This is a genomic window from Ensifer sp. Root558 (genome assembly GCF_001427045.1).
Lineage (GTDB): Bacteria > Pseudomonadota > Alphaproteobacteria > Rhizobiales > Rhizobiaceae > Ensifer > Ensifer adhaerens.
This window is the reverse complement of record NZ_LMGC01000038.1, coordinates 69,587-95,754: the sequence shown is the minus strand read 5'-3', so window position 1 is coordinate 95,754 and position 26,168 is coordinate 69,587. Positions and strand designations below refer to the sequence as shown.

Below are 26,168 nucleotides of genomic sequence, written 5' to 3'. Positions count from 1 at the left end.
AATCAACACAAAGCCGAAAACGGCACGAGAGGGAAAACAGCATGCTGAAAAGATTGACATTGGTCGCAATGCTCGGCCTCGGGGTGGCAACCGGAGCGCTGGCTGCCGGCGAACGCCACGGCGGAACGCTCGTCTTTACCGCACCCTATGGCTCGAGCTTCGCCACGCTCGACGTTCAGGCAAGCCCGAACACCCAGGAGGAATTCATCACCCAGGCGATCCACCGCGCGCTCTACAGCTGGGATTCGATCCAGAACAAGCCGGTCCTGGAACTCGCTAGCTCGGAAGAGGTGTCCGAGGAAGGTACGGTGCACACCTATCGCCTGCGCGAAAATGCCGTCTTCCACAACGGCAAGCCACTGACGGCCGACGACATCATCTACAGCTACAAGCGCATCGCCAACCCGAAGAACGCCTTCCCGGGCGCAAGCTACATTGCCGTCATCAAGGGTGCGGATGCGTTCATCGCCGGCAAGGCTGAGGAGATTTCCGGTCTCAAGAAAATCGACGACCACACGCTGGAGATCACCTATACCGGACCGATCAACCCCGGCTTCCCGCTGATGCAGAACACGACGGTGATTTATCCGTCTGATGTCAAGGATGAATCGAGCTTCGCCAAGACCCCCGTTGGCCTCGGCGCCTTCGTCTTCAAGGAGCACGTGCCGGGATCGCAGGTCGTTGTCGAAAAGTTCGACAAGTACTACGAAGAGGGCAAGCCCTATCTCGACCGCATCAACATCGTGCTGATGGCCGAAGACGCCGCGCGCGACGTCGCGTTCCGAAACAAGGAAATCGATGTCTCGATCCTTGGCCCGACCCAATACCAGGCCTATCAGGGTGAAGACGCCTTGAAGGATCACCTGCTCGAAGTTGCCGAGGTCTATACGCGCAACATCGGCTTCAACCCGGCCTTCGAACCCTTCAAGGACAAGCGGGTCCGCCAGGCGATCAACCATGCGATCAATGCGCCGCTGATCATTGAACGGCTCGTCAAGAACAAGGCCTACCCCGCCTCCGGCTGGCTGCCGCTGTCTTCGCCGGCCTTCGACAAGGACAAGGTGCCCTACGCCTTCGATCCAGAGAAAGCGAAAGCACTCCTGGCGGAAGCAGGCTATGCCGATGGCTTCGAGTTCGAAGTCACGGCGAGCCCGAACGAAAGCTGGGGCGTGCCGATCGTTGAAGCCATCCTGCCGATGCTGAAGAAGGTCGGCGTCACCGTGAAGCCGAAGCCGGTCGAAAGCTCGGCGCTTGGCGATGCCGTGACGTCGAACAACTTCCAGGCCTTCATCTGGTCGAACCTGTCCGGTCCCGACCCGCTCAATGCACTGCGTTGCTTCTATTCCAAGACGGCGCAGTCCGCCTGCAACTACGCGAGCTATGCGAGCCCGGATTTCGACAAACTCTATGAGGCGGCCCAGCAGGAACGCGACCCTGCCAAGCAGAGCGATCTGCTGCGCCAGGCCAACAACATCGTGCAGGACGATGCGCCGGTCTGGTTCTTCAACTACAACAAGGCGGTCATGGCCTACCAGCCCTGGATCCACGGCCTTGTCCCGAACGCCACGGAACTGGCGGTCCAGCCCTATGACGAGATCTGGATCGACGACACGGCTCCGGACGCACGCAAGTAAGCCCTGAGAGGTTCGGGGCGGTTTCGGCCGCCCCACACATCAGTTGTCCCACCCATCCGGGTGGCCAAAATGGAACCGCTCATGCTTCGTTTTACCCTGCGCCGCATTCTGCAGGTCGTCCCGACGATCGTCGTGGTGGCGCTGCTGATCTTCGTTATCTTCTCCGTCGTCCCCGGTACCTTCGCGGCCAGCCTCTTTGCCGACGGAAAGCGTGCCGCCGATCCGCAAATGATCGCTCGCCTCAATGAGGAGTTCGGTCTGAACAAGCCGCTGATGGAGCGCTTCGTGACCTATGTTACGGATCTCGCCCAGTTCGATCTCGGCACCAGTTTCCGCACCCGCCAGCCGGTCATTGACCTCATCAACGACCGCATGGGCGCCTCGCTTCAGCTGGCCGTCGCCGCCATGGTCTTCGCCATCGTTGTCGGCGTGCCGCTCGGCTTTCTTGCAGCACTCAGGCCCGGTTCGATCCTCGATACGGTGACGATGATCGGGGCGGTTTCGGGCCTCTCCATGCCGCAATTCTGGCTCGGCCTTCTGATGATGTATCTCTTCGCCCTGCAACTGAACTGGCTGCCCAGTTTCGGTTACGGCGACGGCTCGTTTCGAAACCTCATCCTGCCGGCCGTGACCCTCGGCGTCACGCCGCTCGCGCTGCTGGCGCGCACCACCCGGGCCGGCGTGCTCGACGTTTTGAACGCCGACTTCATTCGCACCGCCCATTCCAAAGGCATGAGCGAGGCGAAGGTGGTGCGCTGGCACGTGGCGCGCAATGCGCTGGTGCTGATCGTCACCACGGTCGGCCTGCAGTTCGGCTCGCTGATCGGCCAGGCCGTCGTCATCGAAAAGCTGTTCGCCTGGCCGGGCATCGGCTCGCTGCTGGTCGATAGTGTGGCGATCCGCGACATTCCCGTGGTGCAGGGCACGATCCTCGTCATCGTGCTGTGGTTCCTGATCATCAACACCGCCGTCGATCTGGTCTATGCCGCGATCGACCCGCGCATCAAGCAGGAGTGACGACCGTGCGCCTCGGCTTCAACTTCTGGCTCGGTGCGACGCTGACTGCGCTCGTCATCTTCGCCGGTGTCCTTGCCCATTGGATCGCGCCCTTTGACCCCGTGCTCGATGCGGACTTGATGAACTCCGAACTGCCGCCGGACGCCACCTTCTGGTTCGGCACGGACGGGCAGGGACGGGACGTCTATACCCGCATTCTTTACGGCGCGCAGATCTCGCTGACTGTTGGCATCGTGTCGCAGGTGATCAACTCGATCATCGGCGTCACGCTCGGCATGACGGCCGGCTATTGGGGCGGCTGGTGGGACGATCTGGTCAACGGCCTGACCAACGTCATGCTCGCCATCCCCTCGTTGATCTTCGCGCTTGCCGTCATGGCGGTGCTTGGCCCCGGCCTGCCGTCGCTCTTGATCGCGCTTGGCCTCACCAACTGGAGCTGGACCTGCCGCATCGCCCGGTCTTCGACGCTCTCGCTGAAATCGCAGGGCTACGTGCAGGCGGCCCAGACGCTGGGCTATGGCGACCTGCGCATCATGTTCACGCAGATCCTGCCCAATATGATGGGGCCGATCCTCGTCATGGCGACGCTCGGCATGGGGTCGGCGGTCCTGTCAGAGGCGGCGCTCTCCTTCCTCGGCCTCGGCATCCAGCCGCCATTCCCGAGCTGGGGCTCGATGTTGACCGATGCCCGCCAACTCATCCAGCTCGCCCCCTGGGCGGCGCTCTTCCCCGGCCTTGCCATCTTTCTTTCGGTGCTCGGCTTCAACCTTCTCGGCGATGGTCTGCGTGACAGCCTCGATCCGCATATGAGGACGCGCAAGCCATGACCGCGCCGCTTCTCGACATCAAGAACCTGCAGCTTGGCGTTTCGCTCGGCCGTTCCAGCTACCATCCACTGCTCAAGGGCGTCTCGTTCCAGATCATGCCCGGCGAGGCCTATGGCCTCGTCGGCGAATCCGGCTCCGGAAAATCGGTCACATCGCTTGCCGTCATGGGCCTTTTGAAACGGCCGCTTGCCGTTACCAGTGGCGAGATATTGTTCAAGGGGCAGAACCTGCTGGCGTTGCCGAAACGCGAGATGCGGCGCCTGCGCGGCAATCGCATCGCGATGATCTTCCAGGAGCCGATGACAGCGCTGAACCCGCTTTCAACGGTCGGGCGACAGATCGCCGAGATGTTCGTGCTACATCAGGGAAAAAGCTGGGCGGAAGCCGAAAAGCTCGCCGTCGAAGCGCTCGGGAATGTCCGCGTTCCCAACCCCGATCGGCGCGCCAGGAACTACCCGCACCAGATGTCCGGCGGACTGCGCCAGCGCGTGATGATCGCGATGGCGCTTGCCTGCAGCCCGGACCTGCTGATCGCCGATGAGCCGACGACGGCACTCGATGTAACCGTGCAGGCCGAGGTGCTGCGCCTCATCAAGGAACTCTGCGCGGCGCAGGGCACAGCAGTTCTCTTCATCAGCCACGACCTTGGCGTAATCGCCAGCATCTGCCAGCGCGTCGGCGTGATGTATTCGGGCTGCCTCGTCGAGGAGAACGAGACGCGGGCGCTCTTTGAAAGCCCGCGGCACGAATACACCCGCGGCCTGCTCGGCGCCCTGCCGCGCCTTGGCAGCCGCAGCGAACATGGGCGGCAGCGGCTCGTCGACATCGACAGCATCATCGCCGACCGCTCGAAGCTGACGGAAAGCCGCTTCATCGCGCCACGCGAACGGGAAGGGAGCCAGCCATGACCGCGCCGCTGCTTCAGGTGGACGATCTCCATGTCCGTTTCCCCATTTCCGGCGGTGGCCTGCTCGGCAAAGGACGGCGGACGCTTCACGCCGTCAACGGCATCAGCTTCGAGCTTGCCAAGGGCGAGTGCCTGTCGATCGTCGGCGAGTCGGGCTGCGGGAAATCGACGACGGCGCTTTCCATTCTCGGCCTGCAGGAACCGACTGAGGGCATGATCCGCTATCGCGGCCAGCCGCTCGCGGGGCCCGGCGCGCCGCAACGGATGGACCGGGCGAAAGCGGTGCAGATGGTGTTCCAGGATCCTTATGCCTCGCTCAACCCCCGCCAGTCCGTGCGCACCTCGCTCGCAGCACCGCTGCGGCTGCACGGCATTACCGCCGCCTCGGAAATCGAAGGCCGCATCGAGGCGATGCTCAAGAATGTCGGCCTGACGCCCGAACAGGCCAAACGCTATCCGCATGAGTTCTCCGGCGGCCAGCGCCAGCGCATCGGCATCGCCCGCGCGCTGATCCTCGAGCCTGAGATCGTCGTGCTCGACGAGCCGGTCTCGGCCCTCGACGTGTCGATCCGCGCGCAGATCATCAATCTGCTGCTCGACCTTCAGGAAAAACTCGGCCTCTCCTATCTGATGATCAGCCACGATCTGAGCGTGGTGGAACATATGAGCGACCGGGTGCTGGTGATGTATTTCGGCGAAGTCGTGGAAGAGGGCGGCTGGCGCGAGATTTTCGAAGTCCCCACCCATCCCTACACGCGCCGCCTGATCGCCGCCATTCCCGATCCGGATGCTGCGCTGAACCCGGCGGAAAGGCAGGCGAGCGACGCCACCGTGCCGCAACTTGCCGGCCGCAGCTTCGTTTCCGATGGCAGCACCGCGCCGGATGTTTTTACCGCGCCTGTTCGATCCGAACTGATCGAGATCGGCGGGAACCATAGGGTTCGGATGGCTTTGGCCTAACCGATGGAATGCGCTGAGCGAAGCCCCGTTCCGCCCCGCGGCAAAGATAGGCTAGGTTGCTCAACGTCCGAACTTGGAATCATTGAAATCTAGGATGAACCCGATGAAACGCATGCCGAAGATCGCCGTGATCATGGATGAAAACACCAGTGCGGGCGGTGGACGCTATGACGTCTCGAGAAATTACTTTTCCGCCCTGCGCCGCGCCGGCGCCTTTGCCTTCGGCATCCCCTATGTTCCCGATCTCGTCGACCAGGTCGTCGAAGATTTTGATGGGTTCTTAAGCGTCGGCGGCCGCATCAACTTCCCGAAAAGCTGGTATGTCGAAGGAGACCAATCCCAGTATCCGCCCTCGGATCGGCTAGCCGTCGACATGGCATTGATGGAAAGTTTCCTTGCGCGCGACAAGCCTGTGCTCGGCATCTGCAACGGCATGCAGATGCTCGGGTGCCTCAACGGTTGCCGGATGGTTTCCGATGTCCATTCGTCGCGGCCCGACGCGCTCAATCACGACCAGGCCAATTTCTCGCATGACGTCAGCGTTGTCCCCGGCACCAGAATGGCCGACATCCTCGGCATCGAAACATTCACCGTGAACACGTTTCACCGCGAGGCGATCGTGGAGGTATCGGGCGCGGTGACCGTTACGGCCCGAGCCCCGGATGGTGTCGTTGAAGCGATCGAGATCGGCTCGCAGACCTTTGCCATCGGCCTTCAATGGCACCCCGAAATGCTGGATGCCGACAGCCATCCGGGCGCTCGCGTCTTCGACGCCTTCGTCGAGGCGTCAAGCCGACACCTTCGATAACCTGTTCCAAGGCCCTGCTGCGTTCTGTCGGAAGCACATTCTGCCCTCTCCCGATTGACGTTGGCGGCTCCAGCAAATAGGGCCAAGCCGACAGGCGTGCCAAACGCCAGCAAGACAGCAACAGGAGTGTATAGTGAGCGAACCGACCGTAGCAGAGGCAACAGATCGCATTTACGCATCGCTGCAGGCAGACAATGCCGACATCGATCTTCATATCGCGACCCTCAAGGCAGCATTGATGCGGGCAGGTTTGAAAGAGGCCGTATTCGACCCGACCAGGCTCGTGCAAAACAACCGTTCCGGACGGAAGCTGATGCAGGCGTACTTTCGGCAGCGCGGCGTAACGGTGAAATTCTCGGCCTAGCAAGGTCGTTCAATGATGCCAGAAAGGCCGCAGTCGGGTGGCCGAATGGGTGCCTCCCTGTTCGGACTGGGGTGGCTCACCAGGCTCAGCGATCCCGGTTTCCGCTCGTCGGCTGGCTGCCAAGGGGAACCTCTCGGCGCGCGACCCTTTCAACCGGTCAGGTCGCGCGCAAATGGGCTCTGGCCGCCTTTCGAAGCGGCAGTCCGGTAAGCTCACCAAGTTCGTGCTTCAACTCCGCGCTTTGCCGATGGCGTCCTTCAGTCCTTTTTCATCCAGAACGCCGGGAATGATCGCCGAACCGATGACGAAGGATGGCGTGCCGGCGAAATTGAAGGCGAGTGCCTGACTGTAGTTGCGGTCGAGCAGCCCGGAAATCTTGGCATTGTGCGTGTTCACGGCTGCGGTCAGCTCCTTCATCGAAAGACCCGCCCCGGTCAGCGCCTTCTCGATGTCGTCCTGCGACAGCCTCGCCTTGGTTTTCATCAGCGCCTCCATCGCCGGCTGGTATTTGCCGATCTGGGCGGCTCCAAGCACTGCCTGTGCGGCGAAGACGGAGGCTTCGCCCAAGATCGGCCAGTCCTTCAGCACGAGCCGCACGTTGCCGTCGGCCTTGACCACCTTCTCGACCGTCGGATGCACTTTCTTGCAGTAAGGGCACTGATAGTCGAAGAACTCGACGATGGTGACATCGCCCTTCGGATTGCCAAGGACGGGCGCGTCCTTGTCGAAAAACACCTCCTCCTTGGTCAATTGCTGGGCGAAGGATGATCGGCCTCCGACAAGCACGGCGGCGGCGGTCGCGACCGTGGCCGTCAGAACGGTTCTGCGGGTGAACATCAGATTTCTCCTTGTGCGAATGGATTGGGGCCGAGAGCGACGGCGCGTGCGGCGATTTCGAGGATCATGCCGCGCAGGCAAACGACGAAAGTCGGAAAGGCCGGGGCTGTCATTCTGCCTGCTTCCTGTCCTCAGATGCAAAGGCGGCGAGCCGTTCGGCGATTGCCTCGCGGGAGATTTCGCCGAGATGGGTGGCGGCGAGCGTACCGTCCGGGTTGATGAAAAGTGTGGCAGGAAGGCCGATCGCGCCGTAGTGCCGGGATAGGCCCGAGAAAGGGTCGAGAAGGATGGTTTCCAGGTCGACGCCTGTTTGGCGCAGATAGGATTCTATCGCCGCGCGGCTTTCGCCCTGGTTGGCGAAGAGAAAGTCGACCTCAGGATTCCTTTCGGTCATCTCCGCCATCATCGGCATTTCCCGCCGGCAGGGCGGACACCAGCTTGCCCAGAGATTGAGAACCGCCGGGCGGCCCTTGCGCTCGGCGATGGCGAGGCTCTCGTTCCGTGCGAGAACGGCATAGGACGTTTCCGGGGCACGGGGTGCAGCGCCGCTATCGGTGAGGGTTGTGGCGACGACCCAGACGAAGAGGCCGGCCGCAAGCGGCAGGATCGCCCAAGGAGCGGCTTTCGGTGCGTTTCGCCAGAGCATCACTGCGGCGAGGAAAACACCGAGGAATCCGCCCGTCGGGGAAAAGCCGCCCTGCCAGATGGCGAGAACTCGCAACGGCTCCTGCAGGAAGCTCTCGGCATGGATGAGCACATGCCCGGCGCGCGCGCCGACAACGCCGAAAAGTGTGGCAGCCGTCGTAAAGGTGCCAAGCCGGTTGTGGATGCGGGCGGCAAGGAGCGAGCCGACAAGCATGAAGACGATCAACCCGGCGATGACCGAAAAGCGATCGGCGGAAAAAGCGAAGGGACCTATTGCGACGGCGTTCATTGCGCGCTGCCCTTGGCCATCCGTGCCGCCTCCGCAAGCGAGCCGGCCGTGATTTCTCCGACGAGGCGCGTACCGGGGGCCTCCTCTTTGCTGCGGTTGAAGAAGATCATAGTCGGCGGGCCAACGACGGCAAGTGATCGCATCAGTGCGCCATTCTCCGCATCGAGGGTGCTGACGTCGAGGCTGACCAAGCGGATCCCGTCAAGGCTCGCCGCGACATCAGGCTTTGTCAGAACGGACCGCTCGATCGTGCGGCAGGTGACGCACCAGCCAGCGGTGACATAGACGAGGGTGGGTTGCCTCCCGGAGGCTGCGGTGTCGAGAAGGCGGGAGAGTGCGCCGGCCGAGCCGACCTTGGTAAAATCCGACTTCTGGATGGCGGCTGTTTGGTCAACACTCGCCGCCCTCTTAAGCGGGCCGAGCGGAGTGAGCGGATCGCTGGCTCCAAGGCCGAAGCCCACCAGCAGCAGACTACCCCAAATGAGCGAGACGACGGCGGTCAAGCGCGTCAGTACGCCGTAGCCGCCTGTGGACCGCAGCCCGTCGGGAGCGACCGCGTAGATGCCGAAGGCAAGGGAAAACACGGCCCAGGGCAGGAGGACGAAGCGCTCCGGCACCAGCGGCGTCGCAAGCCAAATCGCCGTTCCCAGGAATGCGAAGCCGAAGACGTGCCGGACACGTTCCATCCACGCGCCGGCGCGTGGAAGCGCCTTGCCGCCGATTGTCGCCATGATGATGAGCGGGATGCCCTTGCCAAGGCCAAGGGCGAAAAGGGCGAGTGCGCCGACCGCAATGTCACCGGTCCGGGCGATGTAGAGGAGGGCGCCGGCAAGCGGCGCGGTTACGCAGGGGCCGATGAGGAAGGCGGAGGAAAGACCGAGCAGGGCGGCGGCGGCGACCGAGCCGCCCTTCTGCCGGCCGCCGCTCCGGCGGTTGCCGATCACTGCCGGCAGCTTGATGTGGAAGAGCCCGAAGCTGGAGAGCGCCAGCAGGACGAACAGTGCCGCGACCACGCCGACAGCGACGGGCGATTGCATCACGATCTGCAGGTTTTGCCCCGACCAAGCGGCCACGATGCCAAGGAGACCGAAGGCGGACGCAAGGGCCAGCACATAAGCGGAGGCGAGCATGAAACCGCGTCGTGCCGTCAGCCCCTCTCCCTCGCGCGTGAGCATGGCCGCGACGATCGGATACATCGGGAAAACGCAGGGCGTGAAGGCGAGCAGCAGTCCGAAGCCGAGGAAGCCTGCAAGAAGCAGCGCAAACCCGCCACCGGTCATGAGCCGGTCGACCGCCGTTTCTCCGCCGTCAGCTGCGATGGAAAAACCTGTGTCCGGCGCTTCCACGGGCCGTGCGTCCTTGGCAGGCGCAAAGGCAAAACCACCGACCGGTTTGCTGATGGTCATCGCGGCGGTATCGATCGTCCGCGTTGTCGGCGGATAACAAAGCCCGCCATCCTGGCAGCCCTGATAGGTGAGGCGAATGAGCGGAGGCGCATTCGCGATCCGGGCCGAAGCCTTTTGGTAATAGACCTCGGTTGTGCCGAAGCCCGGATCGTCCTTGACTGTCCCCGGTTCGGTTTGCAGGGTGATCGGCCGGTTACCCTCATCTTCTGCTGCCAGGAAGTCCCTGTAGAGATAGTAGCCGTCAGCAATCGTCCATGTGATCGCCAGCCGGCCGTCGTCTTGCCTGGCGATCCCAGGTACGAAGGCCTCGTCCATCGGCAGGGGCGCCTCGAGCGCCCGGGCTGGCAGGATGGCCGCAATCAAAACCCAAACCAGCGCCAGCAGACTTGCTTTCCGCATCGTTCTTGCGTCCTCGTCTTCAATCGAGGGCGGAGCGATCAGGCCGCTACCTTAAGGCAGCCTTAAAATGATTGTCCAAGGCGAAGGATAGAAACGGGCCGCGCAAGTTAATCCGCTAAGACCTTGGCGCTGGCTCTCGGTGTAATTCCGGAAGTAAAGGCCGAACGATGGTGGGGCAACCGGCGCTGCCGGTTCACCTGCTTATGGACACCGGCCCTTTGGCCGGCGTCCAGACTTCATTGCCTGTGTTCCCTAGTGGGTTGCGCCCGACCCACCGGCTGCGACGATTGCGAAGGGTTGTCCCTCGACCGCGATCGTGCGGGTCTCCTTCAGTGTTTCCGTGTCGATCACGCGTACCAGGCTTTGGCGCGGATCAGTGATGGCGAGGTGATTGCCGGCGACGGCGAGGCGGGGCCTTGCGTCGCGCCAGTGGCCATCTTTGCTGTAGGGCTCCGTGACGATTTCCGATTTGGTGATCACGCCATCCACGACGTCAAGGAGGTGAAGCTTGCCGTCCTCCGTCAGGATATAGGCGTTGCGTGACTTTGCTGGATCGAGGATGAAGTCCACCCGCCGCAGCGGCAGTTCGACGAGGCGGTAGGGTTCCTTCGCGTCGGCGTCGATCAGTACGACCTTGTCTTCTCCGTAGTTCCCAAGGAAGAACTGCATAGAAGTGCCGCCGAGCAGTGTGGATACCTTGCCTTCCGGCAGCTTGTCGCCATAGGCGAGCATCTCGAGCTTGGGGCCATCGAGCCCACCTGGGCGTGCGACCAGGACGCCCTCGGCGCAACCGAAGGCGGCCAGGCGGGCGGACGTCGCTTCACCGTGGAGCCCCGTGCAGGTTGCGACATCGCCGACCTGCTTGCCCTCCTTGTCGAGAACACGCAGGCCCAGGCGGGGAGGAAGCTCACCTTCCTTTACCGTCGCTTCGAGGTTCGGGACCGAAACGAGAAGATGGTTGCCGGTCGAAACCGCGACGCCATGGTGTGCGGCGGTAGTATCGTAAGCCTTGAGCTCCGCCTTGCCGTCCAGAAGCGCGCTTTCGCCAAGCAGATCGAACTTGCCACCGCGATCGTAGAAGATGGCGAGATCGTCACCATGGGCAACCACGTGGCCGGGCTTTTGTCCGCGAATGGTTTTCTCAAGCAGCCTCGGCTCCTTGACCTCGATGTCCCGGTGCTCGCCGTGATCGGAAAGCGCTATGCCGGTGTCGATGGCATGGATCAGGTTCTGTTCGCCCTGGACGGCAAAGACGGTTCGTCCGGTGTCGCTCAGGGAAAGGGCGGCGTAGCCTTCAAGGTCAAAACGGCCGATTTCCTTGTCCGTTTCCAAATCGATGGCGCGGACCACGGGCTGGGTGTGGTCGGCAATGAACAAACGCCAGGTCTCGCGCTGCTGTTCTTCCTCGGCATGAGAGGTCAACGGAAAGGCGAGGGTCGCGAGAATGGTGGTGGCGAAAAGCGCGGGCAAACCGGAGCGGGACATGAAATCTCCTATAATGTAATAACGTAACATGTGTTGTGTTATAGCGTTACATTCGCCTTGTCCAGCGGCAACAAGCTGACGTTTGCACATGCGTCAACGACGCCGTCACAGGCGGCCCGCGACGGCGGCCTACGTGGCTCGCTGGCGTTAAGGAGTGTGAAGCTCGGTCCTGACGGACCGATTGGCATTCCGCGACTTCGCCTGGAGCGGCGGATGGCGGCATGTGTTGCCGCCACCCTTTGAAATGCCCGGTTTCTCCGTTGGTGGGCTTCGCCGATTTTCAGGGCTGGGGGGCTTTGGGCGAGATGGACCAAAACCCGCCATAGGGCCTTCATCAGCGACGAAGGCCGTCAAACGCGGCGGGACCCGGTCATCCTGCTACTTCGCTGTGCCTTCGTTCAGGGGCAGCTTGCTCCCGCGACGCTGCGGTAGGCGGCCGTTCAGAACGATGTAGGCGAGAAGGCCGATCACCAGGCCCCAGAAGGCCCCGCCGATCCCGAGCAGCTTGATGTTGGCGGCGGAGGCCAGGAACGTGATGAGCGCCGCTTCGCGGCAGGCCGGGTCGGCTGTTGCTGCAGCAAGGCTGCCACCAATGGTACCGAGAAGGGCGAGGCCCGCTAGCGTGGCGATGAAGGTCGCAGGAAACGCCATGAACACGGCCGCAAGCGTAACGCCGAACACGCCGACGAGCACGTAGAAAAAGCCCGCGGCGATACCCGCGATCCAGCGCCTGGAGGGGTCTTCGTGGGCCTCCTTGCCGGTTGCGATCGCCGCCGTGATTGCCGCGATATTGAAGGCGTGCGAGCCGAAAGGCGCCATGATCAGCGAACCGAAGCCAGTCGTCGTCACGATCGGGTTGGTGCTGGTCTTGAAGCCGTCATTCCGCAGCACCAGCATTCCCGGCATGTATTGGCCGGTCAGCGTGATGAGAAACAGCGGCAGTGCGACCGAAAGCAGCGCGTTCAGCGAGAACAACGGCATGGTGAAAATGGGCGCCGCGAACTCCAACTTCAGACCCGACAGGTCGACCCGGCCCTCCGCGAGCAGGAACAGGAGCCCGAGAACGAGGATGCCGACCACGGCATAGCGGGCGGAGAAGCGCTTCAGGACGACGTAGGCGATAATCAGCAGGCCGACGAGCAACGGATCGACGCTTGCGCCGCCGAACGCGCCGATGCCGAACTGCAGCAGGATACCGGCGAGCAGGCCCGCGGCGATGCCTGGCGGGATCAGCCGGATGACCTTCTCGAAATAGCCCGAAAGCCCGAGTGCGACGAAGGCTAGAGCCGAGATCATGTAGGCGCCGATGGCCTCGGCATAGGGCGTGGTCGCAAGCGCAGTGACGAGAAAGGCTGCGGCCGGCGTCGACCAGGCGGTGATGATAGGCTCGCGATAGCGCCAGCTCAGCCAAAGCCCCGTCATTCCCACGCCGATCGAGACCGACCAGACCCAGGAAGCCGTCAACTCGGGGCTGAGCCCAGCCACTTTCGCGGCTTGAAAGACCAGGATGAAGGTGCCGCCATAGTTGACGATGACGGAGATCAGACCCGCGACAATGGGATGGGCAAGGTCGTTGAAGCGAAGGGATGACGGGAAAACATGTGATGACATGATCTATCGGGGCTCCTGAAATTTCGGGGAGGACTGGCAAGCCGCGTTGACAAATAGCCAGTCATTGGCCCGATATGCCCATCCATTTTTCTGAAGATGATCAGACCATTTGTTCAAGCATTCCCAACTCGAGTCCGTGAAGGCATGGATTGCCCAGCCCGCCCAGGCTGGGATGCCGCTTCATGCGCGCATCCAGCGGGCGATCCGGCAGTTGATCCTCGACGGTGCGCTTGGGCCGGGAAAGCCGCTTCCAGCTTCGCGCGTGCTCGCCAAATCCCTCGGCGTATCGCGCGATACGATCGAAGCGGCCTATGGCCAGCTTCATGCCGAAGGCTTCATCGACCGTCGCGTCGGGAGCGGCAGTTTCGTGGCCGAGGTGAAGGAGTTTGCACCCGGCAGGCGCCTGTCTCCAAGGCGCGCGCAGTCGCCCAACCAGGCAGCGGCTTTGAGCAGGCGGGGCAATGCCATGTTCGGCAGCGGCGGCGTCAGTGAACAGCTGTTGCCCCGCCCCTTCGCCCATGGCGTGCCGGAGACGCGCACTTTTCCGCTCGCGCTGTGGGAGCGCCTCGGACGGCAGGTCTTGCGCGAAACCGGCAGAAGGGCGCTGCTTCACGGCGACCCGCAAGGGATCGAGGAGCTGCGCCGTGCCATTGCCGACTATGTGAACCTAGAACGCGGCGCCCGTACCACGGCCGAACGGGTGCTGATCCTCACCAGCTCGCAGCAGGCGCTGACATTGTGCGCAAACATGCTGCTCGATCCCGGTGACCGCATCTTCATCGAGGATCCGGCCTATTACGGCGCGCGCAAGGCGTTCGATGCGGCGGGGCTCGAATGCGTCCCCATCCGCGTCGACCGCCATGGCATCGCCGTCAACCAGATCAAGGCGGAGACGCGCAAGGTCAAGGCCGTATTCCTGACGCCCTCGCATCAGTTCCCGGCCGGCGCCACGCTGACGCTCGATCGCCGCCTTGCGCTGATCGAATGGGCGAGCCGCCATCAGGCCTGGATCCTCGAGGACGACTACGACAGCGAATTCCACTATGCCGGCAAACCAACGGCCTGCCTTCAGGGCCTCGATCCGCACGACCGGACGATCTACATCGGCACCTTCACCAAATCGCTCTTTCCAGGGCTTCGGATCGGCTATGCAGTTCTGCCGCCTGAGCTGGTCAAGCCGATGACCGTCGCGCGTACTCTGCTTGACGGGCACTCCGCTCCGATGGCGCAAATGACACTCGCGCGCTTCATGGAAGGCGGGCATTTCGGCGCCCATGTGCGCACAATGCGCAGCATCTACGCCGACCGGCTCGACCTTTTGGCGATGCTTGTCATAAAACATTTGCCGCATTTCCTTGAAGCGCGGGTGCCCGATGGCGGCCTGCAGATGCCGTGCGCGCTGACAGGTGCGATCTCGGAGGCCGCGGCCGTCGATGCGGCACGACGTGTCGGGATCGAGATCATGGGATTGTCCGCGCTTCACGCCGGCGGCAAGCCCGAGCCCGGGTTCCTCATGGGGTTTGCCGCTTATACGCCAAGCGAGATCGAGGGGGCGGTGCGGAAGCTGGCTGGTGCCTTCCGGGCCGCGGCGAAGTCATAGGTCGTCCAAGCGCCGCCCCAACGTTTCGGTATTAGTCCTGGATCACGAGCTGGAACCACGTGTCGAGAAATCTGCTGCGCTTGACGGCGTCGAGATAGACGAGCAGCTCCGGTCCCAGTTCGATGAACTGGACGTTTTTCATCGTGTCGAGATCCCGCGACCGGGTCAGGCCGACCTCTTCAAGCGCGCGGTCGGCGCGACCGGAAAGCAGGAAGTCGACCACGTCGCCGGCGGTCGAGTAATCGGCGACAAAGGAGCCTTGTGTTAAGGCGGGATTTTCATGTCTTGCCAATGCGTGAACTCTCATGGTAACGTTCCCACGAGCTTGGGGCCTGTCACCTTTGATGATGGCTTCCGGCCCGGGAGGAAACATGAAAAACGGACCCCGGCAACGGGCCACCATTATCGACGTCGCGGAGCGGGCAGGGGTCTCGAAGAGCACGGTTGCACGTGTTCTGGCGGGTTCTGCCAGCATTTCCGACGAAGCCCGCGACCGCGTGCTGAAGGCCGTTGCAGCCACCGGCTACGAGCGCAATCATCTGGCCGTCGGCATGCGTTCGGGGCGCAGCGGCATGCTCGGCCTGGTCATTCCCGATATCACCAACCCCTTCTGGGCCGAAGTCGCCCGCGGCGCCCAGGATCGCGCCGCCAAGGACGACATTTCGCTTCTCGTCTTCTCGTCGGACTGGGATGCCGGCACGGAGGCGACGCATCTTCGCGCCCTGCGGCGCGCCCGTGTCGATGGCGCGATCATCAATCCGGTCGCCGACAATTTCGATGATCTCGATCGCTTCGGCTTACCCTTCGTTTTCATCGGATCGAGCGCCGAGCGTTTTCCGGATACCTTGAGCGTCGGATCGGATATCGCCCAGGCTGTCCGTCTCGGCATGGATATCCTCGTTGAGCGCGGACACCCGGCGCCGGCCCTGATGCTCGGCCCGCGGTCGCGTCTTGCGCGTGCCCGGTTCCTGCGCGCCGTGCACGAGCATTGCATCGCGCGCGACATCGACCCCGACATCTTGCTGGTGGAGGAATCCGACTACACGGTCGAGGGTGGCCGAAAGGCCATGGGGCGTTTGCTCGCCGGGCCGTGGAGAGGCAGTCGCGCCGTCTTCGTCGCCAACGACCTGATGGCACTCGGTGCCATGATCGCCGTGCGCGAGGCGGGGCTCCGGTGCCCGGAGGATATTTCCATTCTTGGCTTCGACGGCATTCCGGCGGGTGCTTTCTCCTGGCCCGGTCTGACGACGATCGAAAAACCTGGCCGGCAGATCGGCATTCGCGCGGTCGAATGCCTGCTCGATCAGATTGCCGGCCGCCCGGAGCACGGCCGGATATTTCTGCCGTGCCGACTGGTCGAGCGCGGTTCGCTTGCCGATGTCTCGGCCTCGATAGCTGTGCGCACGGCGGCAGGGAGGTAACAATGAGCGTAAGCAACGATCTTGTAGCGGATGAAGCCATGCCTAGAAGTGGGAACGTTCCCAACGTCCATCGGCGAAGCGTCACGAAAAACGTGCGGCAGTGGTGGCCCTACTACCTGATGATGGCGCCTGGGCTGATCTTCTTCGTGATCTTTCACTATTTTCCGATCTGGGAAGCCAAGATCGCCTTCGAGCAGTTGCGCATCATCCCGCCGAACATCTGGGTCGGGATCAAGCATTTCCAGACGCTCTTCTCCTCGCCGATCTTCTGGCAGGTGCTGATAAACACGCTGATCATCTCGACAATGAAGATCGTCTTCGTCTTCCCGGTCCCGATTATCGTTGCGCTGCTGCTCAACGAGATCCGGGGCGGCGCTTTCCGCAAGTTCATCCAGTCGGCGATCTACCTGCCGCATTTCCTTTCCTGGGTGGTCATCGCCGGCGTGTTCATCGCGGTGCTTTCGCCGAGCGACGGCGCGGTCAACGACATCATCGGTTTCTTCGGATTGCAGCCGGTCTCCTTCATGACCGACACGGGCTCGATCCGCTGGGTGCTGGTCTTCTCCGAGATCTGGCGATCGGCCGGCTGGGACAGCCTGCTTTACCTTGCCGCCATCATCGCCATCGACCAGGAACTCTATGATGCGGCCGAGATCGACGGAGCCAATCGCTGGCAGAAGATCCGCTACGTCACCATTCCCGGCATCGTGCCGACGATCGCGACGCTGTTCATCCTCAACGCCGGCATGTTCCTGAACGCCGACCTCAACCAGGTGATCAACTTCTCCAACGACGTGGTGCGCAGCAAGATCGATATCATCGACACCTATGTCTACCGCATCGGCCTGCAGACCGGCGAGTATTCGCTGGCAACGGCCGCCGGCCTCTTCAAGGCGGTTCTCGGCATGCTGATGATCGTCGCCGCCCACCTTCTTTCCAAACGTCTTACCGGCAAGGGGGTATGGTGATGGCCGCCCACAACGTTCGCAGAACGCCGCTCGAGCGGCTCGAATATGCGATCATCGTCTCGACGCTGATGTTCCTCGTCGTACTGACGGTCCAGCCGCTGCTCAACCTGCTCGCCATCTCCTTTTCGGATCCGGGCAAGGTTGCCGGCATGAGCGGCCTGACGGTGGTCCCCAACGGGTTCTCGACCGACGTCTGGAGCCTCCTGGTCAACAACCCGGCCGTCCAGCGCGGCCTCCTGAACTCGATCTTCATCACGCTGGTCAGCACCGTCCTTGGTGTCGTGCTGACGGCGCTGATGGCCTGGGCACTTTCCCGCCCGGGTTTGCCGGGGCGGCGCGCGATTTTCGTCTTCGTGCTGGTGACGATCGTCTTTGAGCCTGGCATCATTCCCGACTATTTCATCAACAAGCGCCTCGGCCTTCTCGACAGCTACTGGTCTCTGATCCTCTTCAAGGTTGTGAACGCCTGGTATCTGATCATTCTCGTCCGCTTCTTCGAGGAAGTGCCGAAGGAACTGATCGAGGCCTCGGAGCTCGACGGCGCCAACCCTTTCCAGATCTTCTGGTACGTGGCGCTACCACTCGCCAAGTCCGCGCTTGCGACCATCGCTCTCTTCTACTTCGTCTTCCACTGGAACGAGTTCTTCCGGGCGATGATCTATCTCAACGACCAGTCAAAATGGCCGCTGCAGGTCGTGCTGCGCCAGTTCGTGGTCGAGGGCGACAAGCTCGCCATGGTCGGGGTCGTCGACAGCAACAACTACACCGGTGCGAGCCAGATCAACATTCGCGCGCTGAAGGCAGGCATGATCCTGCTTACGATCGCGCCGATCCTCGCAATCTACCCACTCATTCTGAAGTTCTTCACCAAGGGCACCATGAGCGGTGCGCTGAAGGGCTGACGATGCAGAACCGAACCATAAAAGCCATAGCATATTGGGAGGAACAAACATGCTTGGAAATCTGATCCTTGGCGCAACCACCGCCATGGCATTGATGGCGAGCGTCGCCATGCCCGCCTTCGCCGATCCGGTGACGATCCGCGTCGTCTCGAAGGATCTCACGACGAGCAATCCTGACGACGTGAAGCTGATGAAGGCCTATGAGGAGGCGCTGAAGGCCAAGGGCACCGACATCCATATCCAGGTCGTCGACCTGCCGTCCTCTGGCTATGCCGACAAGCTCAGCGCCATGCTTCTGTCCGGTGATATCCCCGATCTCATCTATTTCCAGGGCGGCGACGCCAAGATGGCCGAACAGGGCGTGCTGGAGGACTGGAACACCTGGCTGCCGAAGACGACCTATCTCAAGGACGCGCTCTTCCCGCACAATGTCGAGCGGCTGAAGAACTATCCCTACCTGCTCTATGTCTACCCGCCGCGCATACCGCAGCCGGTGATCCGCGCGGATTGGCTCGAGAAAGCGGGCGTCGAAGCACCGAAGACTACGGACGACTACGTCACCCTCTTCAAGGCGATCAAGGACGGCGATTTCGACGGCAACGGCAAGGCCGACAGCTACGGCGTTACCACCGCCGACAACACTCAAGAGCTCGACGCCGTCTTCAATCAGGCATTTGGCGTCACCGGAACCTGGCTGAAGAACGATGCTGGCGAGTGGATCCATGCCCGCGTTTCGGCCGCGGAAAAGGCAAAGATCGCTTTCTACGCATCGCTCCGCGAGCAAGGTCTCTATGATCCGGAATTCATCACCACCAAGTGGGACGTGAAGGAAGACAAGTTCTATTCCGGCCGTGCCGGGGTGATCTTCGGTTCCTCCGCAGAGGTCATCGACATCTATGGCGGCAAGATGCGCCAGGCCCATCCCGGCGTGACCCTCAGCCTGCTTTCGCCGCCGAAGGGTCCGGGCGGCCAGGGCCTGATGGCGCTGGACGTCTCCAAGGAAGCGCGCGGTCTCGCGATCGCAACGACCTCGGAGCACAAGGAGGAGGTGGTCAAGTTGCTCGACTTCATCGCCAGCCCCGAGGGCCAGGCGATTGAACGGCTCGGCTTTGAGGGCGAGCAGTACACCAAGGACGGCGAAACCATCAAGCCGACCGACAAGCTCGCTACCTGGTATGCCCGCTTCCTCGTTGCCGCCAACTGGCAGCCGCCGGTTCAGTGGCTGAGCGATGCCGCGCAGCAATCGCTGAAGACGATCTCCGCCGACTTCAAGCCGGACAACGCCTTCGTCTGGCCTGCGGAATACGCCACCGACATCGACGCCACGGAGAACGTCTACCGGGCCTGGGTTTACAAGTTCGTCTCCGGCGAAGCCAAGATGGACCAGTGGGACCAGTTCGTTTCCGAGTGGAACGCTGCCGGCGGCGAGAAAATGACCGAATATGCAAGGACGGTTCTCAATGACAAATGATGCTCAAGGGCTCTCCCTTAAGGGACGGGTTCGGGCGCTTCTCTTTGGCGTCGCCTACGGCGACGCCATCGGGGCGCCGGTCGAAAAGCTCTCCGCTGCGGAAATCCGCCAGCGCTATGGCCGGGTGACATCGCTCGACACAGAGTGGCACCGCATGAAGCAGAGTGAGGCGGCCCGCAACGGCCGTGTCCGCGGCAGCGGCATCGTCACCGACGACACGCTGATGACGCTCTGCGTGATGTCGATCTACGACGACGTGAAGCGCCATCTCGATGCCTGGGATATGGCCTCGGGCATGGTGCGGGAAATTGCCTGGACGCCGCGCTGGGTGCCGGAGCTGCAGCGCGAGACGATGCTGATCGAGCGGCTGTTCTATCCTGAGAAGTGGATCTTCCAGCGCCATCAACTTTCCGGCTGCGACCCGCGCCAGGGCGGCGTCGGCAACATGGTGAACTGTGGCGCGGCGATGTACATCGCGCCGATCGGCGTCGCCAACGCCTGTGATCCGAAGGCAGCCTATGATGAGGCGATCGCCTTTGCCTCCGGCCACCAGCAGAGCTTCGGCCTCGAAGCTGCCGGCGTACTCGCCGCCGCGGTCGCCGCCGCTTTCGTGCCGGGCACCACCCTCGACACCGTCATCAAAGAAACGCTGGCCGTTGCCAAGGACGGAACGCGTGATGCGATCGCCGATATCGTCGAGGCTGCGGGCTCATTGAAGGGCGCGGATCATGCGACAGTCGTCGCCGAATTCCACCGCATCATCGCGCGCTATTCTCCAATGGGCGACGACGTGCAGCACACGCCGCAGAAGGCCGGCATTGCGACCGACGCCTACCAGCCGTCGCGTCTGCACGCGATCGAGGAACTGCCGCTGGCGCTCGGCTTTGCGGTCGTCAATGACGGTGATTTCTACAAGTCGATCATCGACGGCATCAACTCCGGCCGCGATACGGACTCGATCGGCGTCATGGCCGGCGCAATCCTCGGCGCCATGCAGGGCGAGAGCATCATCGACCGGGCGATGGTCTCCCAGCTCGACCGTGTCAACAAGCTCGATCTCTACCGATCGGCCGATGCTTTTACCGCAACCGTGACCGCAATCCGGGCGGCCGACCACAAACGCGAAATGGCGCGGGCCACGGCGCGCGCAGGCCTCTTTGCCGCTCCCGAGCTCACCCAGGTTTCCAGTCTCTAGAATTCGAAAGTATCCGATGCTCAGCACCACAGAAATCTTCGAGCGTATCTATTCCGGTTTTATCGGCAAGGCGATCGGCGTGCGCTTGGGCGCACCTGTCGAACCGACGATCTGGAGCTATGAACGCGTCCGGGACACCTATGGCGAGGTGACGGAATATCTGCGCGATTTCAAGAATTTCGCTGCCGATGACGACACCAACGGTCCGGTCTATTTCATCCGGGCGCTGCGCGACTACGGTCTCGGCGCCACCGCCGAAGAGGTCGGCAAGACCTGGCTGAACTATGCGGCCGAGGAACACGGCATGTATTGGTGGGGCGGCTTCGGCAATTCGACCGAGCATACCGCCTACCAGAACCTGCGCGCTGGCATTCCGGCGCCGCAATCCGGCTCGATCGCCCAGAACGGCACGACGGTTGCCGAGCAGATCGGCGGGCAGATTTTCATCGACAGCTGGGGCTGGGTGCATCCGGCCGACCCGAAGAAGGCAGCCGAAGCCTCAGCCCGTGCGGCAAGTGTCGCCCATGACGGCGAGGGCCTGCATGGCGCCCGCTTCTGCGCCGCGGCCATCGCCCAGGCTTTTGTTGCCAAGAACATCGAGGACGTGATCGAGACGGGTCTCGCGACAATCCCGGCCGACTCCCTCTATGCCAAGGTTTCGCGCGCGGTACTCCGCTTCCACGACAGCAACCGGAACGACTGGCGTGCCTGCCGCGACATGTTGACAGCGGATTGGGGCTATGACCGCTATCCCGGCGTCTGCCACATCATTCCGAATGCCGGCGTCTTGATCATGAGCCTGATCTACGGTCAGGGTGATCTGCCGCGCACGGTCGAGATCGCCACCATGGCTGGCTGGGACACGGACTGCAACGCCGGCAATGCCGGTGCGATCGTCGGCACGCTGCAAAAGGTGCAGCCGGGCTGGGACAAGTACCGCAAGCCGATCAACGATTTCGTCGTCGCTTCCGGCGTAACCGGTACGGTCAACGTCGTCGACATCCCCTCCTTTGCCCGTGAACTGACGGTGCTGGCGCTCCGCCTGCAGGGACGGGAGGCTCCGGCGCTCTGGGTCGAGGATTTCGAGCGCCGCGGCGTTCGCTTCGATTTCGACGCACCCGGCGCCACCCATGGCTTCCGCACCGAGCCGTTCAACCAGATCGCCGTCAAGGCATCGGCGGAGCGTCATACGGATAACGCCAAGGGATCGCTGGAAATCCTGCTCGACCGTCTCGAGCGCGGGCATGGTGGACGCATTTTCTGGAAGCCCTTCTATCGCCGCTCCGACTTCGACGACGAGCGCTACCGCCCGATGTTCACGCCGCTTGCCGATGACGGCCAAAGGGTGTCGTTCAAGCTCTGGCTCGACCCTTGGAACGGTGACGGCAACCTGCGTGTGGCGCCCTATGTTCGCCGCGCCATGACAGGCGCCATCCAGGAAACAGGCGCCTGGCACGTGCCGTCTGCGAGCGGCTGGCAGGACTACGCGTTCACCATCCCCGACGGCGATGGCGAAGCGGTCGACGAGATCGGCATCCTGGTCGAATATTTCGGGCGCCTGAAATTCCTCGGCCGGCTGTTCCTTGCGGACTTCTCCGTATCCGGCAAGGGTCGCGCCGTCATCGACCCGTCGAAGGAAGCGCATGAATGGGGCGGCATCACCCGCTTCACCTGGAACCGCGGCCATTGGAGCCTGCAGCAAGGCCGCATCCATGCCCATACCGCAACCGACGCGGACGCCTGGACGGGCAACGCCTATCTCCGCGACGTCAGTGTCAAGGCCGAGCTTCAGCCGCACTCGGGTGCCTCGCACCTGGTGGTGGCCCGGGCTCAGGGTACGAGCCGCTTTTATGCCGCCGGTTTCGAGAACGGCGAAGCCGTGATCCTTCTTGAAGACCACGGCACGAAGATCCTCGCGCGCAGCCCGTTCCGTATCGAATACGGCCGGAGCTACGCGGTCGATCTCACTGTCGAAGGTGGCAAGCTGACGCTTTCCGTCGATGGCGAGCGGCTGCTTCAGGCGGACGATGGGACGCTGCGCTACGGCATGGCTGGCCTTCGCATGGCGTCTGCCGGGCGCATGTCGATCGGCCGGCTTGAGGTCGCCGAGCGCTAACTGCGCGAGGCGGAAAGAAAGGGAGGAAACATGTCCGAGATAGAGCTTAGAAGCGTCGGCAAGAGCTATGGCAGTGTCGCCGTGCTCAACGACATCTCGCTGGAAATGGGCGACGGCGAATTCGTCGTGCTCGTCGGCCCTTCGGGCTGCGGCAAGTCTACGCTGTTGCGCATGATCGCCGGGCTGGAGGATATTTCAGCTGGCGAGATCACCATCGGTGGCAAGGTCGTCAACGATATGCCGGCCAAGGAGCGCGACATCGCCATGGTCTTCCAGTCCTATGCGCTCTATCCGCACATGAAGGTCGCGGAAAACATGAGCTTCGCCTTGAAGCTCGCCGGTGCGCCGAAGGCGGAGATCGAAAAGCGCGTTACCCAGGCGGCCGAAATCCTCGGCCTCGAAAAGCTGCTCGACCGCCTGCCCCGGGAACTTTCCGGCGGCCAGCGCCAGCGTGTCGCCATGGGTCGCGCCATCGTGCGCGACCCGCGTGCCTTCCTCTTCGACGAACCTCTGTCGAACCTCGATGCCAAGCTGCGCGTGAAGATGCGCAGCGAAATCAAGAAGCTGCATCAACGGCTTCGCCGCACGATGGTCTATGTCACCCACGACCAGACCGAGGCCATGACCATGGCCGACAAGATTGTGGTGATGAACGGCGGAAAGATCGAGCAGGCGGGCGCACCGCTCGATCTTTACAACGATCCTGCCAATCTCTTCGTCGCCGGCTTCATTGGCTCGCCGGAGATCAACCTGATCGAGGCAGTCACAGAGGGAGCGACGGCCTTGACCCGGGGCGGCGTATCCCTGCCGCTCGGGCGACAGGTGCAGGCTGGCAAGCGGGTCGTCTGCGGCATCCGCCCGCAGCACATCACGCTCGGAACAACGGGCGTGCCGGGGCGCATCAGCCTCGTCGAGCCGACCGGCGAGGACCAGGAAATCGTCGTCGACATGGGCGGCCAGGATATCTCGGTCGTCGTCCACGGCGGCAAGCTACTTTCGGCCGGGCAGGATGTGACGCTGACGATCGATGCCGACAAGGTTCTGCTCTTCGACAAGGATACCGGGGAGCGCCTTCGATGAGTGGATTTGCGAAGCGACAGTTCGATCCCGACGCCAAGGGACCGCTGGTCGGCACGAGGGTTCTGGATCTTTCCCGGCTCGTTGCCGGCAACATGTTGTCGCTGCAGCTGGCCGATGCCGGCGCCGATGTCATCAAGATCGAGCCGCCGGCGGGCGATCCGCTCAGAGACTGGAAGGATGATGGCCACTCGCTCTATTGGAAGACCTATAGCCGCAACAAGCGCTCCGTCGTTCTGAACCTCAGGCAAGAGGCGGCGATGACGGCGCTCTGGGCACTGATCGATACGGCCGATGTCTTCATCGAGAATTTCCGGCCGGGAACGCTGGAGCGTATGGGGCTTTCGCCGGAAACGCTGCACGCCCGCAATCCCAACCTGATCATCGTGCGCATTTCCGGTTTCGGCCAGACGGGGCCTTACGCGCAGTTCCCGGGCTTTGGCACCATCATCGAAGGCATGAGCGGTTTTGCCTACAGAACCGGCTTTCCCGATCGCGAGCCCGTGCTGCCGCCGCTGGCGCTTGCCGACATGATCGCCGGTGTCTATGGCAGCTCGGCCACCGTGACAGCGTTGCTTGCGCGCGATCGCGGCTACGCAAAAGGACAGGTCATCGACCTGTCGCTGCTGGAACCGATGTTCTCGGTGCTCGGGCCAGAAGCGGCGATCTATCAGACGACCGGCAGGATCAAGGAGCGCGTGGGCAGCGCCTCCAATACGGCCGCCCCGCGCAATGTCTACCGCTGCCGCGACGGAAAGTACGTGGCGCTGTCGGGATCGACGCCGCAGGTCGCACGGAGGATCTTCGAGATCATCGGCCGTGCCGACATGAACCAGGACCCGCGCTTTGCCACCAATTCTGAACGCGTCAAAAATCGCGATCTGGTCGACGAGGCCGTTGGCGGCTGGTTTGCCCGGCACGACCATGACGAGGCGCTGAAGATCATGCGTGACGCCGGCGCGACGGTCGGGCCGATCTACAACATCGCAGATGCCGCGTCGGACCCGCATTTCGCCGAGCGCGAAATCATCGTCGATGTGGAGGATGACGAGTTCGGCAGCCTGCCGATGCACAACATCGTGCCGCGGCTTTCCCAGACGCCGGGCGTCTGGCGGCGGCCGGCACCAGCGCTTGGGGAACACACGGCGGAAGTTCTGGCCGAAGCGGGACTGGATCGCGGCGCGATCGAGACGATACTCCAGGGTAGCGCCGCATGAGGCTTCGCTCCCTACTCTACGTCCCGGCCTCGTCCGCAAAATTCATCGCCAAGGCGCACGAACGCGGAGCGGATGCGATCATCCTCGACCTGGAAGATTCAGTCGCCCCGGATCAGAAACAGGCCGCAAGGGATGGGTTGAAGGACGCCGTGGCGCAGGTGGCACGCGGTGGTGCGACCGTCTTTGTCCGCATCAATTCGGCGCCGGATCTGCGGATGGCGGATGCAGAGGCCGCCTGCCGTGCCGGCGCGTTCGGTCTCTATGTCGCGAAAACCCGGTCGCCGCAGGAGCTAGAGGATATTGCAGCGCATCTCGCACCAGTTGAGCGGCAGATCGGCAGGCCGCCGGTCGCCTTCGTGCCACTCCTCGAAGATGCCGGGGCAGTTCTCGATGCGCGCGCGATTGCCCGCGTCAGCCGCGTGGTCGGCCTTGCCGCTGGCGGCGAAGACATCGCGACCAGCATGGGCGCAGAACCGCTGCCAGACGTATTGCGACTTCCGAAACTGATGGTCCACCTTGCCGCCAAGGCGGAAGGCAAGCTGTCCTTCGGCATGCTTTTGACGGTTGCGGACTATAAGCGACTGGATGCCTTGAAGGCAGCCGCTCGTGAGGCGAAGGCCCACGGGTTCGATGGCGCGAGCTGTGTCCACCCGTCCGTGGTCCCGGTGCTGAATGCGTCTTACTCCCCGAGCCCAGAACGGATCGCCTGGGCAAAGTCCGTGATCGACGCAGCGAAGACGGCGCAGGCAGACGGCCGTGGCGCCTTCGTGCTGAACGGCACCATGGTGGATGCGCCGATCATCGAGCGCGCGCATGATGTTCTCGAACAGGCAGGCGACCTCGGCTGACGCTCACCGCAGCTTGGCGGAGAGTACTCACGATCGCGAGGCGCGCCGGTGCGCGCCAGGATTTCGTGCTGCGCAGTTGCACCTATCACCGAATGTGCAATGATCCTGAAATTGAACGACTTTAACCGGCTGCGAACGCGGTCGACTTTGTCGTGGCGGTCCGT

Annotated in this window: 23 protein-coding genes; 17 read left to right on the top strand and 6 right to left on the bottom strand. The window is 62.7% G+C overall.

Features of this window, described 5'->3' with window-relative positions; genetic code table 11:
- The first annotated feature begins 41 nt into the window (after window positions 1–41).
- The 7 genes from ASD63_RS32420 (at window position 42) to ASD63_RS32390 (ending at window position 6,517) form a co-directional block, all read left to right on the top strand.
- A complete protein-coding gene (locus ASD63_RS32420; RefSeq protein WP_060530534.1) occupies window positions 42–1,634 on the top strand; it encodes an ABC transporter substrate-binding protein in 1,593 nt (530 codons plus the stop codon).
- Between the two features lie 81 nt (window positions 1,635–1,715).
- Window positions 1,716–2,651: an ABC transporter permease gene (locus ASD63_RS32415; protein ID WP_060517351.1), complete on the top strand. Its 936-nt coding sequence runs from the start codon at window positions 1,716–1,718 to the stop codon at window positions 2,649–2,651.
- Window positions 2,652–2,656: 5 nt separating this feature from the next.
- On the top strand, window positions 2,657–3,478 hold the full coding sequence (locus ASD63_RS32410; RefSeq protein ID WP_034794912.1) for an ABC transporter permease: 822 nt from the start codon (window positions 2,657–2,659) through the stop codon (window positions 3,476–3,478).
- Window positions 3,475–4,386, top strand: coding sequence for an ABC transporter ATP-binding protein (locus ASD63_RS32405; protein WP_060530533.1), 912 nt, complete (start codon window positions 3,475–3,477; stop codon window positions 4,384–4,386). Before ASD63_RS32410 ends, ASD63_RS32405 begins: the two co-directional genes overlap by 4 nt.
- A complete protein-coding gene (locus ASD63_RS32400) occupies window positions 4,383–5,345 on the top strand; it encodes an ATP-binding cassette domain-containing protein (RefSeq protein ID WP_034794701.1) in 963 nt (320 codons plus the stop codon). Before ASD63_RS32405 ends, ASD63_RS32400 begins: the two co-directional genes overlap by 4 nt.
- A gap of 103 nt (window positions 5,346–5,448) precedes the next feature.
- On the top strand, window positions 5,449–6,153 hold the full coding sequence (locus ASD63_RS32395; RefSeq protein ID WP_082573063.1) for a gamma-glutamyl-gamma-aminobutyrate hydrolase family protein: 705 nt from the start codon (window positions 5,449–5,451) through the stop codon (window positions 6,151–6,153).
- A gap of 130 nt (window positions 6,154–6,283) precedes the next feature.
- Window positions 6,284–6,517 carry a hypothetical protein gene (locus ASD63_RS32390; RefSeq protein WP_034794697.1) on the top strand — a complete coding sequence of 78 codons (234 nt, stop codon included), beginning with the start codon at window positions 6,284–6,286 and terminating at the stop codon, window positions 6,515–6,517.
- 228 nt (window positions 6,518–6,745) lie between these two features.
- Here the strand turns inward: ASD63_RS32390 and ASD63_RS32385 are convergent, their stop codons facing one another.
- The 5 genes from ASD63_RS32385 to ASD63_RS32365 form a co-directional block, all read right to left on the bottom strand.
- The gene (locus ASD63_RS32385; RefSeq protein ID WP_060530531.1) at window positions 6,746–7,354 is read right to left on the bottom strand and encodes a DsbA family protein; all 609 of its coding nucleotides are present in this window, start codon (window positions 7,352–7,354) and stop codon (window positions 6,746–6,748) included.
- A gap of 109 nt (window positions 7,355–7,463) precedes the next feature.
- Window positions 7,464–8,288: a TlpA disulfide reductase family protein gene (locus tag ASD63_RS32380; RefSeq protein WP_060530530.1), complete on the bottom strand. Its 825-nt coding sequence runs from the start codon at window positions 8,286–8,288 to the stop codon at window positions 7,464–7,466.
- Window positions 8,285–10,093: a protein-disulfide reductase DsbD gene (gene dsbD, locus ASD63_RS32375; RefSeq protein ID WP_060530529.1), complete on the bottom strand. Its 1,809-nt coding sequence runs from the start codon at window positions 10,091–10,093 to the stop codon at window positions 8,285–8,287. Before dsbD ends, ASD63_RS32380 begins: the two co-directional genes overlap by 4 nt.
- A 252-nt stretch (window positions 10,094–10,345) precedes the next feature.
- Window positions 10,346–11,578: a metallochaperone AztD gene (locus ASD63_RS32370; protein ID WP_034794689.1), complete on the bottom strand. Its 1,233-nt coding sequence runs from the start codon at window positions 11,576–11,578 to the stop codon at window positions 10,346–10,348.
- A gap of 378 nt (window positions 11,579–11,956) precedes the next feature.
- Window positions 11,957–13,189, bottom strand: coding sequence for a benzoate/H(+) symporter BenE family transporter (locus ASD63_RS32365; RefSeq protein WP_060530528.1), 1,233 nt, complete (start codon window positions 13,187–13,189; stop codon window positions 11,957–11,959).
- Between the two features lie 109 nt (window positions 13,190–13,298).
- Here ASD63_RS32365 and ASD63_RS32360 point away from each other — a divergent pair, with 109 nt between their 5' ends.
- Window positions 13,299–14,789, top strand: a complete 1,491-nt coding sequence (locus tag ASD63_RS32360) for a PLP-dependent aminotransferase family protein (protein ID WP_060530527.1) — start codon at window positions 13,299–13,301, stop codon at window positions 14,787–14,789.
- A 31-nt stretch (window positions 14,790–14,820) separates the two neighbouring features.
- On the opposite strand, the gene ASD63_RS32355 is transcribed toward ASD63_RS32360, so the two are convergent.
- Entirely contained in the window at window positions 14,821–15,096 is a 276-nt protein-coding gene (locus ASD63_RS32355) for a hypothetical protein (protein ID WP_127890385.1), read from the bottom strand.
- Window positions 15,097–15,160: 64 nt separating this feature from the next.
- On the opposite strand from ASD63_RS32355, the gene ASD63_RS32350 reads away from it, so the two are divergent.
- The 9 genes from ASD63_RS32350 to ASD63_RS32310 are packed head-to-tail and all read left to right on the top strand — an operon-like array spanning window position 15,161 to window position 26,004.
- Entirely contained in the window at window positions 15,161–16,210 is a 1,050-nt protein-coding gene (locus tag ASD63_RS32350; protein ID WP_060530525.1) for a LacI family DNA-binding transcriptional regulator, read from the top strand.
- Between the two features lie 38 nt (window positions 16,211–16,248).
- Complete coding sequence (locus ASD63_RS32345) at window positions 16,249–17,178, top strand: ABC transporter permease subunit (protein WP_051659403.1); 930 nt, start codon at window positions 16,249–16,251, stop codon at window positions 17,176–17,178.
- Window positions 17,178–18,080 (top strand): carbohydrate ABC transporter permease, encoded by a 903-nt coding sequence (locus ASD63_RS32340; RefSeq protein ID WP_034798191.1) that lies wholly within the window; start codon window positions 17,178–17,180, stop codon window positions 18,078–18,080. The genes ASD63_RS32345 and ASD63_RS32340 overlap by 1 nt, the downstream gene beginning before the upstream one ends.
- A gap of 49 nt (window positions 18,081–18,129) precedes the next feature.
- Window positions 18,130–19,551, top strand: coding sequence for an extracellular solute-binding protein (locus tag ASD63_RS32335; protein WP_156553128.1), 1,422 nt, complete (start codon window positions 18,130–18,132; stop codon window positions 19,549–19,551).
- Window positions 19,541–20,746: an ADP-ribosylglycohydrolase family protein gene (locus ASD63_RS32330; protein ID WP_060520311.1), complete on the top strand. Its 1,206-nt coding sequence runs from the start codon at window positions 19,541–19,543 to the stop codon at window positions 20,744–20,746. Before ASD63_RS32335 ends, ASD63_RS32330 begins: the two co-directional genes overlap by 11 nt.
- 16 nt (window positions 20,747–20,762) lie before the next feature.
- Window positions 20,763–22,862, top strand: a complete 2,100-nt coding sequence (locus ASD63_RS32325; protein WP_060530524.1) for an ADP-ribosylglycohydrolase family protein — start codon at window positions 20,763–20,765, stop codon at window positions 22,860–22,862.
- A 30-nt stretch (window positions 22,863–22,892) separates the two neighbouring features.
- Window positions 22,893–23,942, top strand: a complete 1,050-nt coding sequence (gene ugpC, locus ASD63_RS32320) for a sn-glycerol-3-phosphate ABC transporter ATP-binding protein UgpC (protein WP_034798094.1) — start codon at window positions 22,893–22,895, stop codon at window positions 23,940–23,942.
- The gene (locus ASD63_RS32315) at window positions 23,939–25,156 is read left to right on the top strand and encodes a CoA transferase (protein WP_060530523.1); all 1,218 of its coding nucleotides are present in this window, start codon (window positions 23,939–23,941) and stop codon (window positions 25,154–25,156) included. Before ugpC ends, ASD63_RS32315 begins: the two co-directional genes overlap by 4 nt.
- Entirely contained in the window at window positions 25,153–26,004 is an 852-nt protein-coding gene (locus ASD63_RS32310; protein ID WP_060530522.1) for a CoA ester lyase, read from the top strand. Before ASD63_RS32315 ends, ASD63_RS32310 begins: the two co-directional genes overlap by 4 nt.
- Window positions 26,005–26,168: the final 164 nt, after the last annotated feature.

What these genes read in the sequence shown, in the direction of transcription:
- ASD63_RS32315 (WP_060530523.1), top strand. Translation starts at nt 23,939, where the DNA reads ATGAGTGGATTTGCGAAGCGACAGTTCGATCCCGACGCCAAGGGACCG.
- ASD63_RS32345 (WP_051659403.1), top strand. Translation starts at nt 16,249, where the DNA reads ATGCCTAGAAGTGGGAACGTTCCCAACGTCCATCGGCGAAGCGTCACG.
- ASD63_RS32415 (WP_060517351.1), top strand. Translation starts at nt 1,716, where the DNA reads ATGCTTCGTTTTACCCTGCGCCGCATTCTGCAGGTCGTCCCGACGATC.
- ASD63_RS32340 (WP_034798191.1), top strand. Translation starts at nt 17,178, where the DNA reads ATGGCCGCCCACAACGTTCGCAGAACGCCGCTCGAGCGGCTCGAATAT.
- ASD63_RS32385 (WP_060530531.1), bottom strand. Translation starts at nt 7,354, where the DNA reads ATGTTCACCCGCAGAACCGTTCTGACGGCCACGGTCGCGACCGCCGCC.
- ASD63_RS32395 (WP_082573063.1), top strand. Translation starts at nt 5,449, where the DNA reads ATGAAACGCATGCCGAAGATCGCCGTGATCATGGATGAAAACACCAGT.
- ASD63_RS32400 (WP_034794701.1), top strand. Translation starts at nt 4,383, where the DNA reads ATGACCGCGCCGCTGCTTCAGGTGGACGATCTCCATGTCCGTTTCCCC.
- ASD63_RS32420 (WP_060530534.1), top strand. Translation starts at nt 42, where the DNA reads ATGCTGAAAAGATTGACATTGGTCGCAATGCTCGGCCTCGGGGTGGCA.
- ASD63_RS32325 (WP_060530524.1), top strand. Translation starts at nt 20,763, where the DNA reads ATGCTCAGCACCACAGAAATCTTCGAGCGTATCTATTCCGGTTTTATC.
- ASD63_RS32350 (WP_060530525.1), top strand. Translation starts at nt 15,161, where the DNA reads ATGAAAAACGGACCCCGGCAACGGGCCACCATTATCGACGTCGCGGAG.
- ASD63_RS32330 (WP_060520311.1), top strand. Translation starts at nt 19,541, where the DNA reads ATGACAAATGATGCTCAAGGGCTCTCCCTTAAGGGACGGGTTCGGGCG.
- ASD63_RS32405 (WP_060530533.1), top strand. Translation starts at nt 3,475, where the DNA reads ATGACCGCGCCGCTTCTCGACATCAAGAACCTGCAGCTTGGCGTTTCG.
- ASD63_RS32310 (WP_060530522.1), top strand. Translation starts at nt 25,153, where the DNA reads ATGAGGCTTCGCTCCCTACTCTACGTCCCGGCCTCGTCCGCAAAATTC.
- ASD63_RS32355 (WP_127890385.1), bottom strand. Translation starts at nt 15,096, where the DNA reads ATGAGAGTTCACGCATTGGCAAGACATGAAAATCCCGCCTTAACACAA.
- ASD63_RS32380 (WP_060530530.1), bottom strand. Translation starts at nt 8,288, where the DNA reads ATGAACGCCGTCGCAATAGGTCCCTTCGCTTTTTCCGCCGATCGCTTT.
- ASD63_RS32370 (WP_034794689.1), bottom strand. Translation starts at nt 11,578, where the DNA reads ATGTCCCGCTCCGGTTTGCCCGCGCTTTTCGCCACCACCATTCTCGCG.
- dsbD (WP_060530529.1), bottom strand. Translation starts at nt 10,093, where the DNA reads ATGCGGAAAGCAAGTCTGCTGGCGCTGGTTTGGGTTTTGATTGCGGCC.
- ASD63_RS32335 (WP_156553128.1), top strand. Translation starts at nt 18,130, where the DNA reads ATGCTTGGAAATCTGATCCTTGGCGCAACCACCGCCATGGCATTGATG.
- ASD63_RS32365 (WP_060530528.1), bottom strand. Translation starts at nt 13,189, where the DNA reads ATGTCATCACATGTTTTCCCGTCATCCCTTCGCTTCAACGACCTTGCC.
- ugpC (WP_034798094.1), top strand. Translation starts at nt 22,893, where the DNA reads ATGTCCGAGATAGAGCTTAGAAGCGTCGGCAAGAGCTATGGCAGTGTC.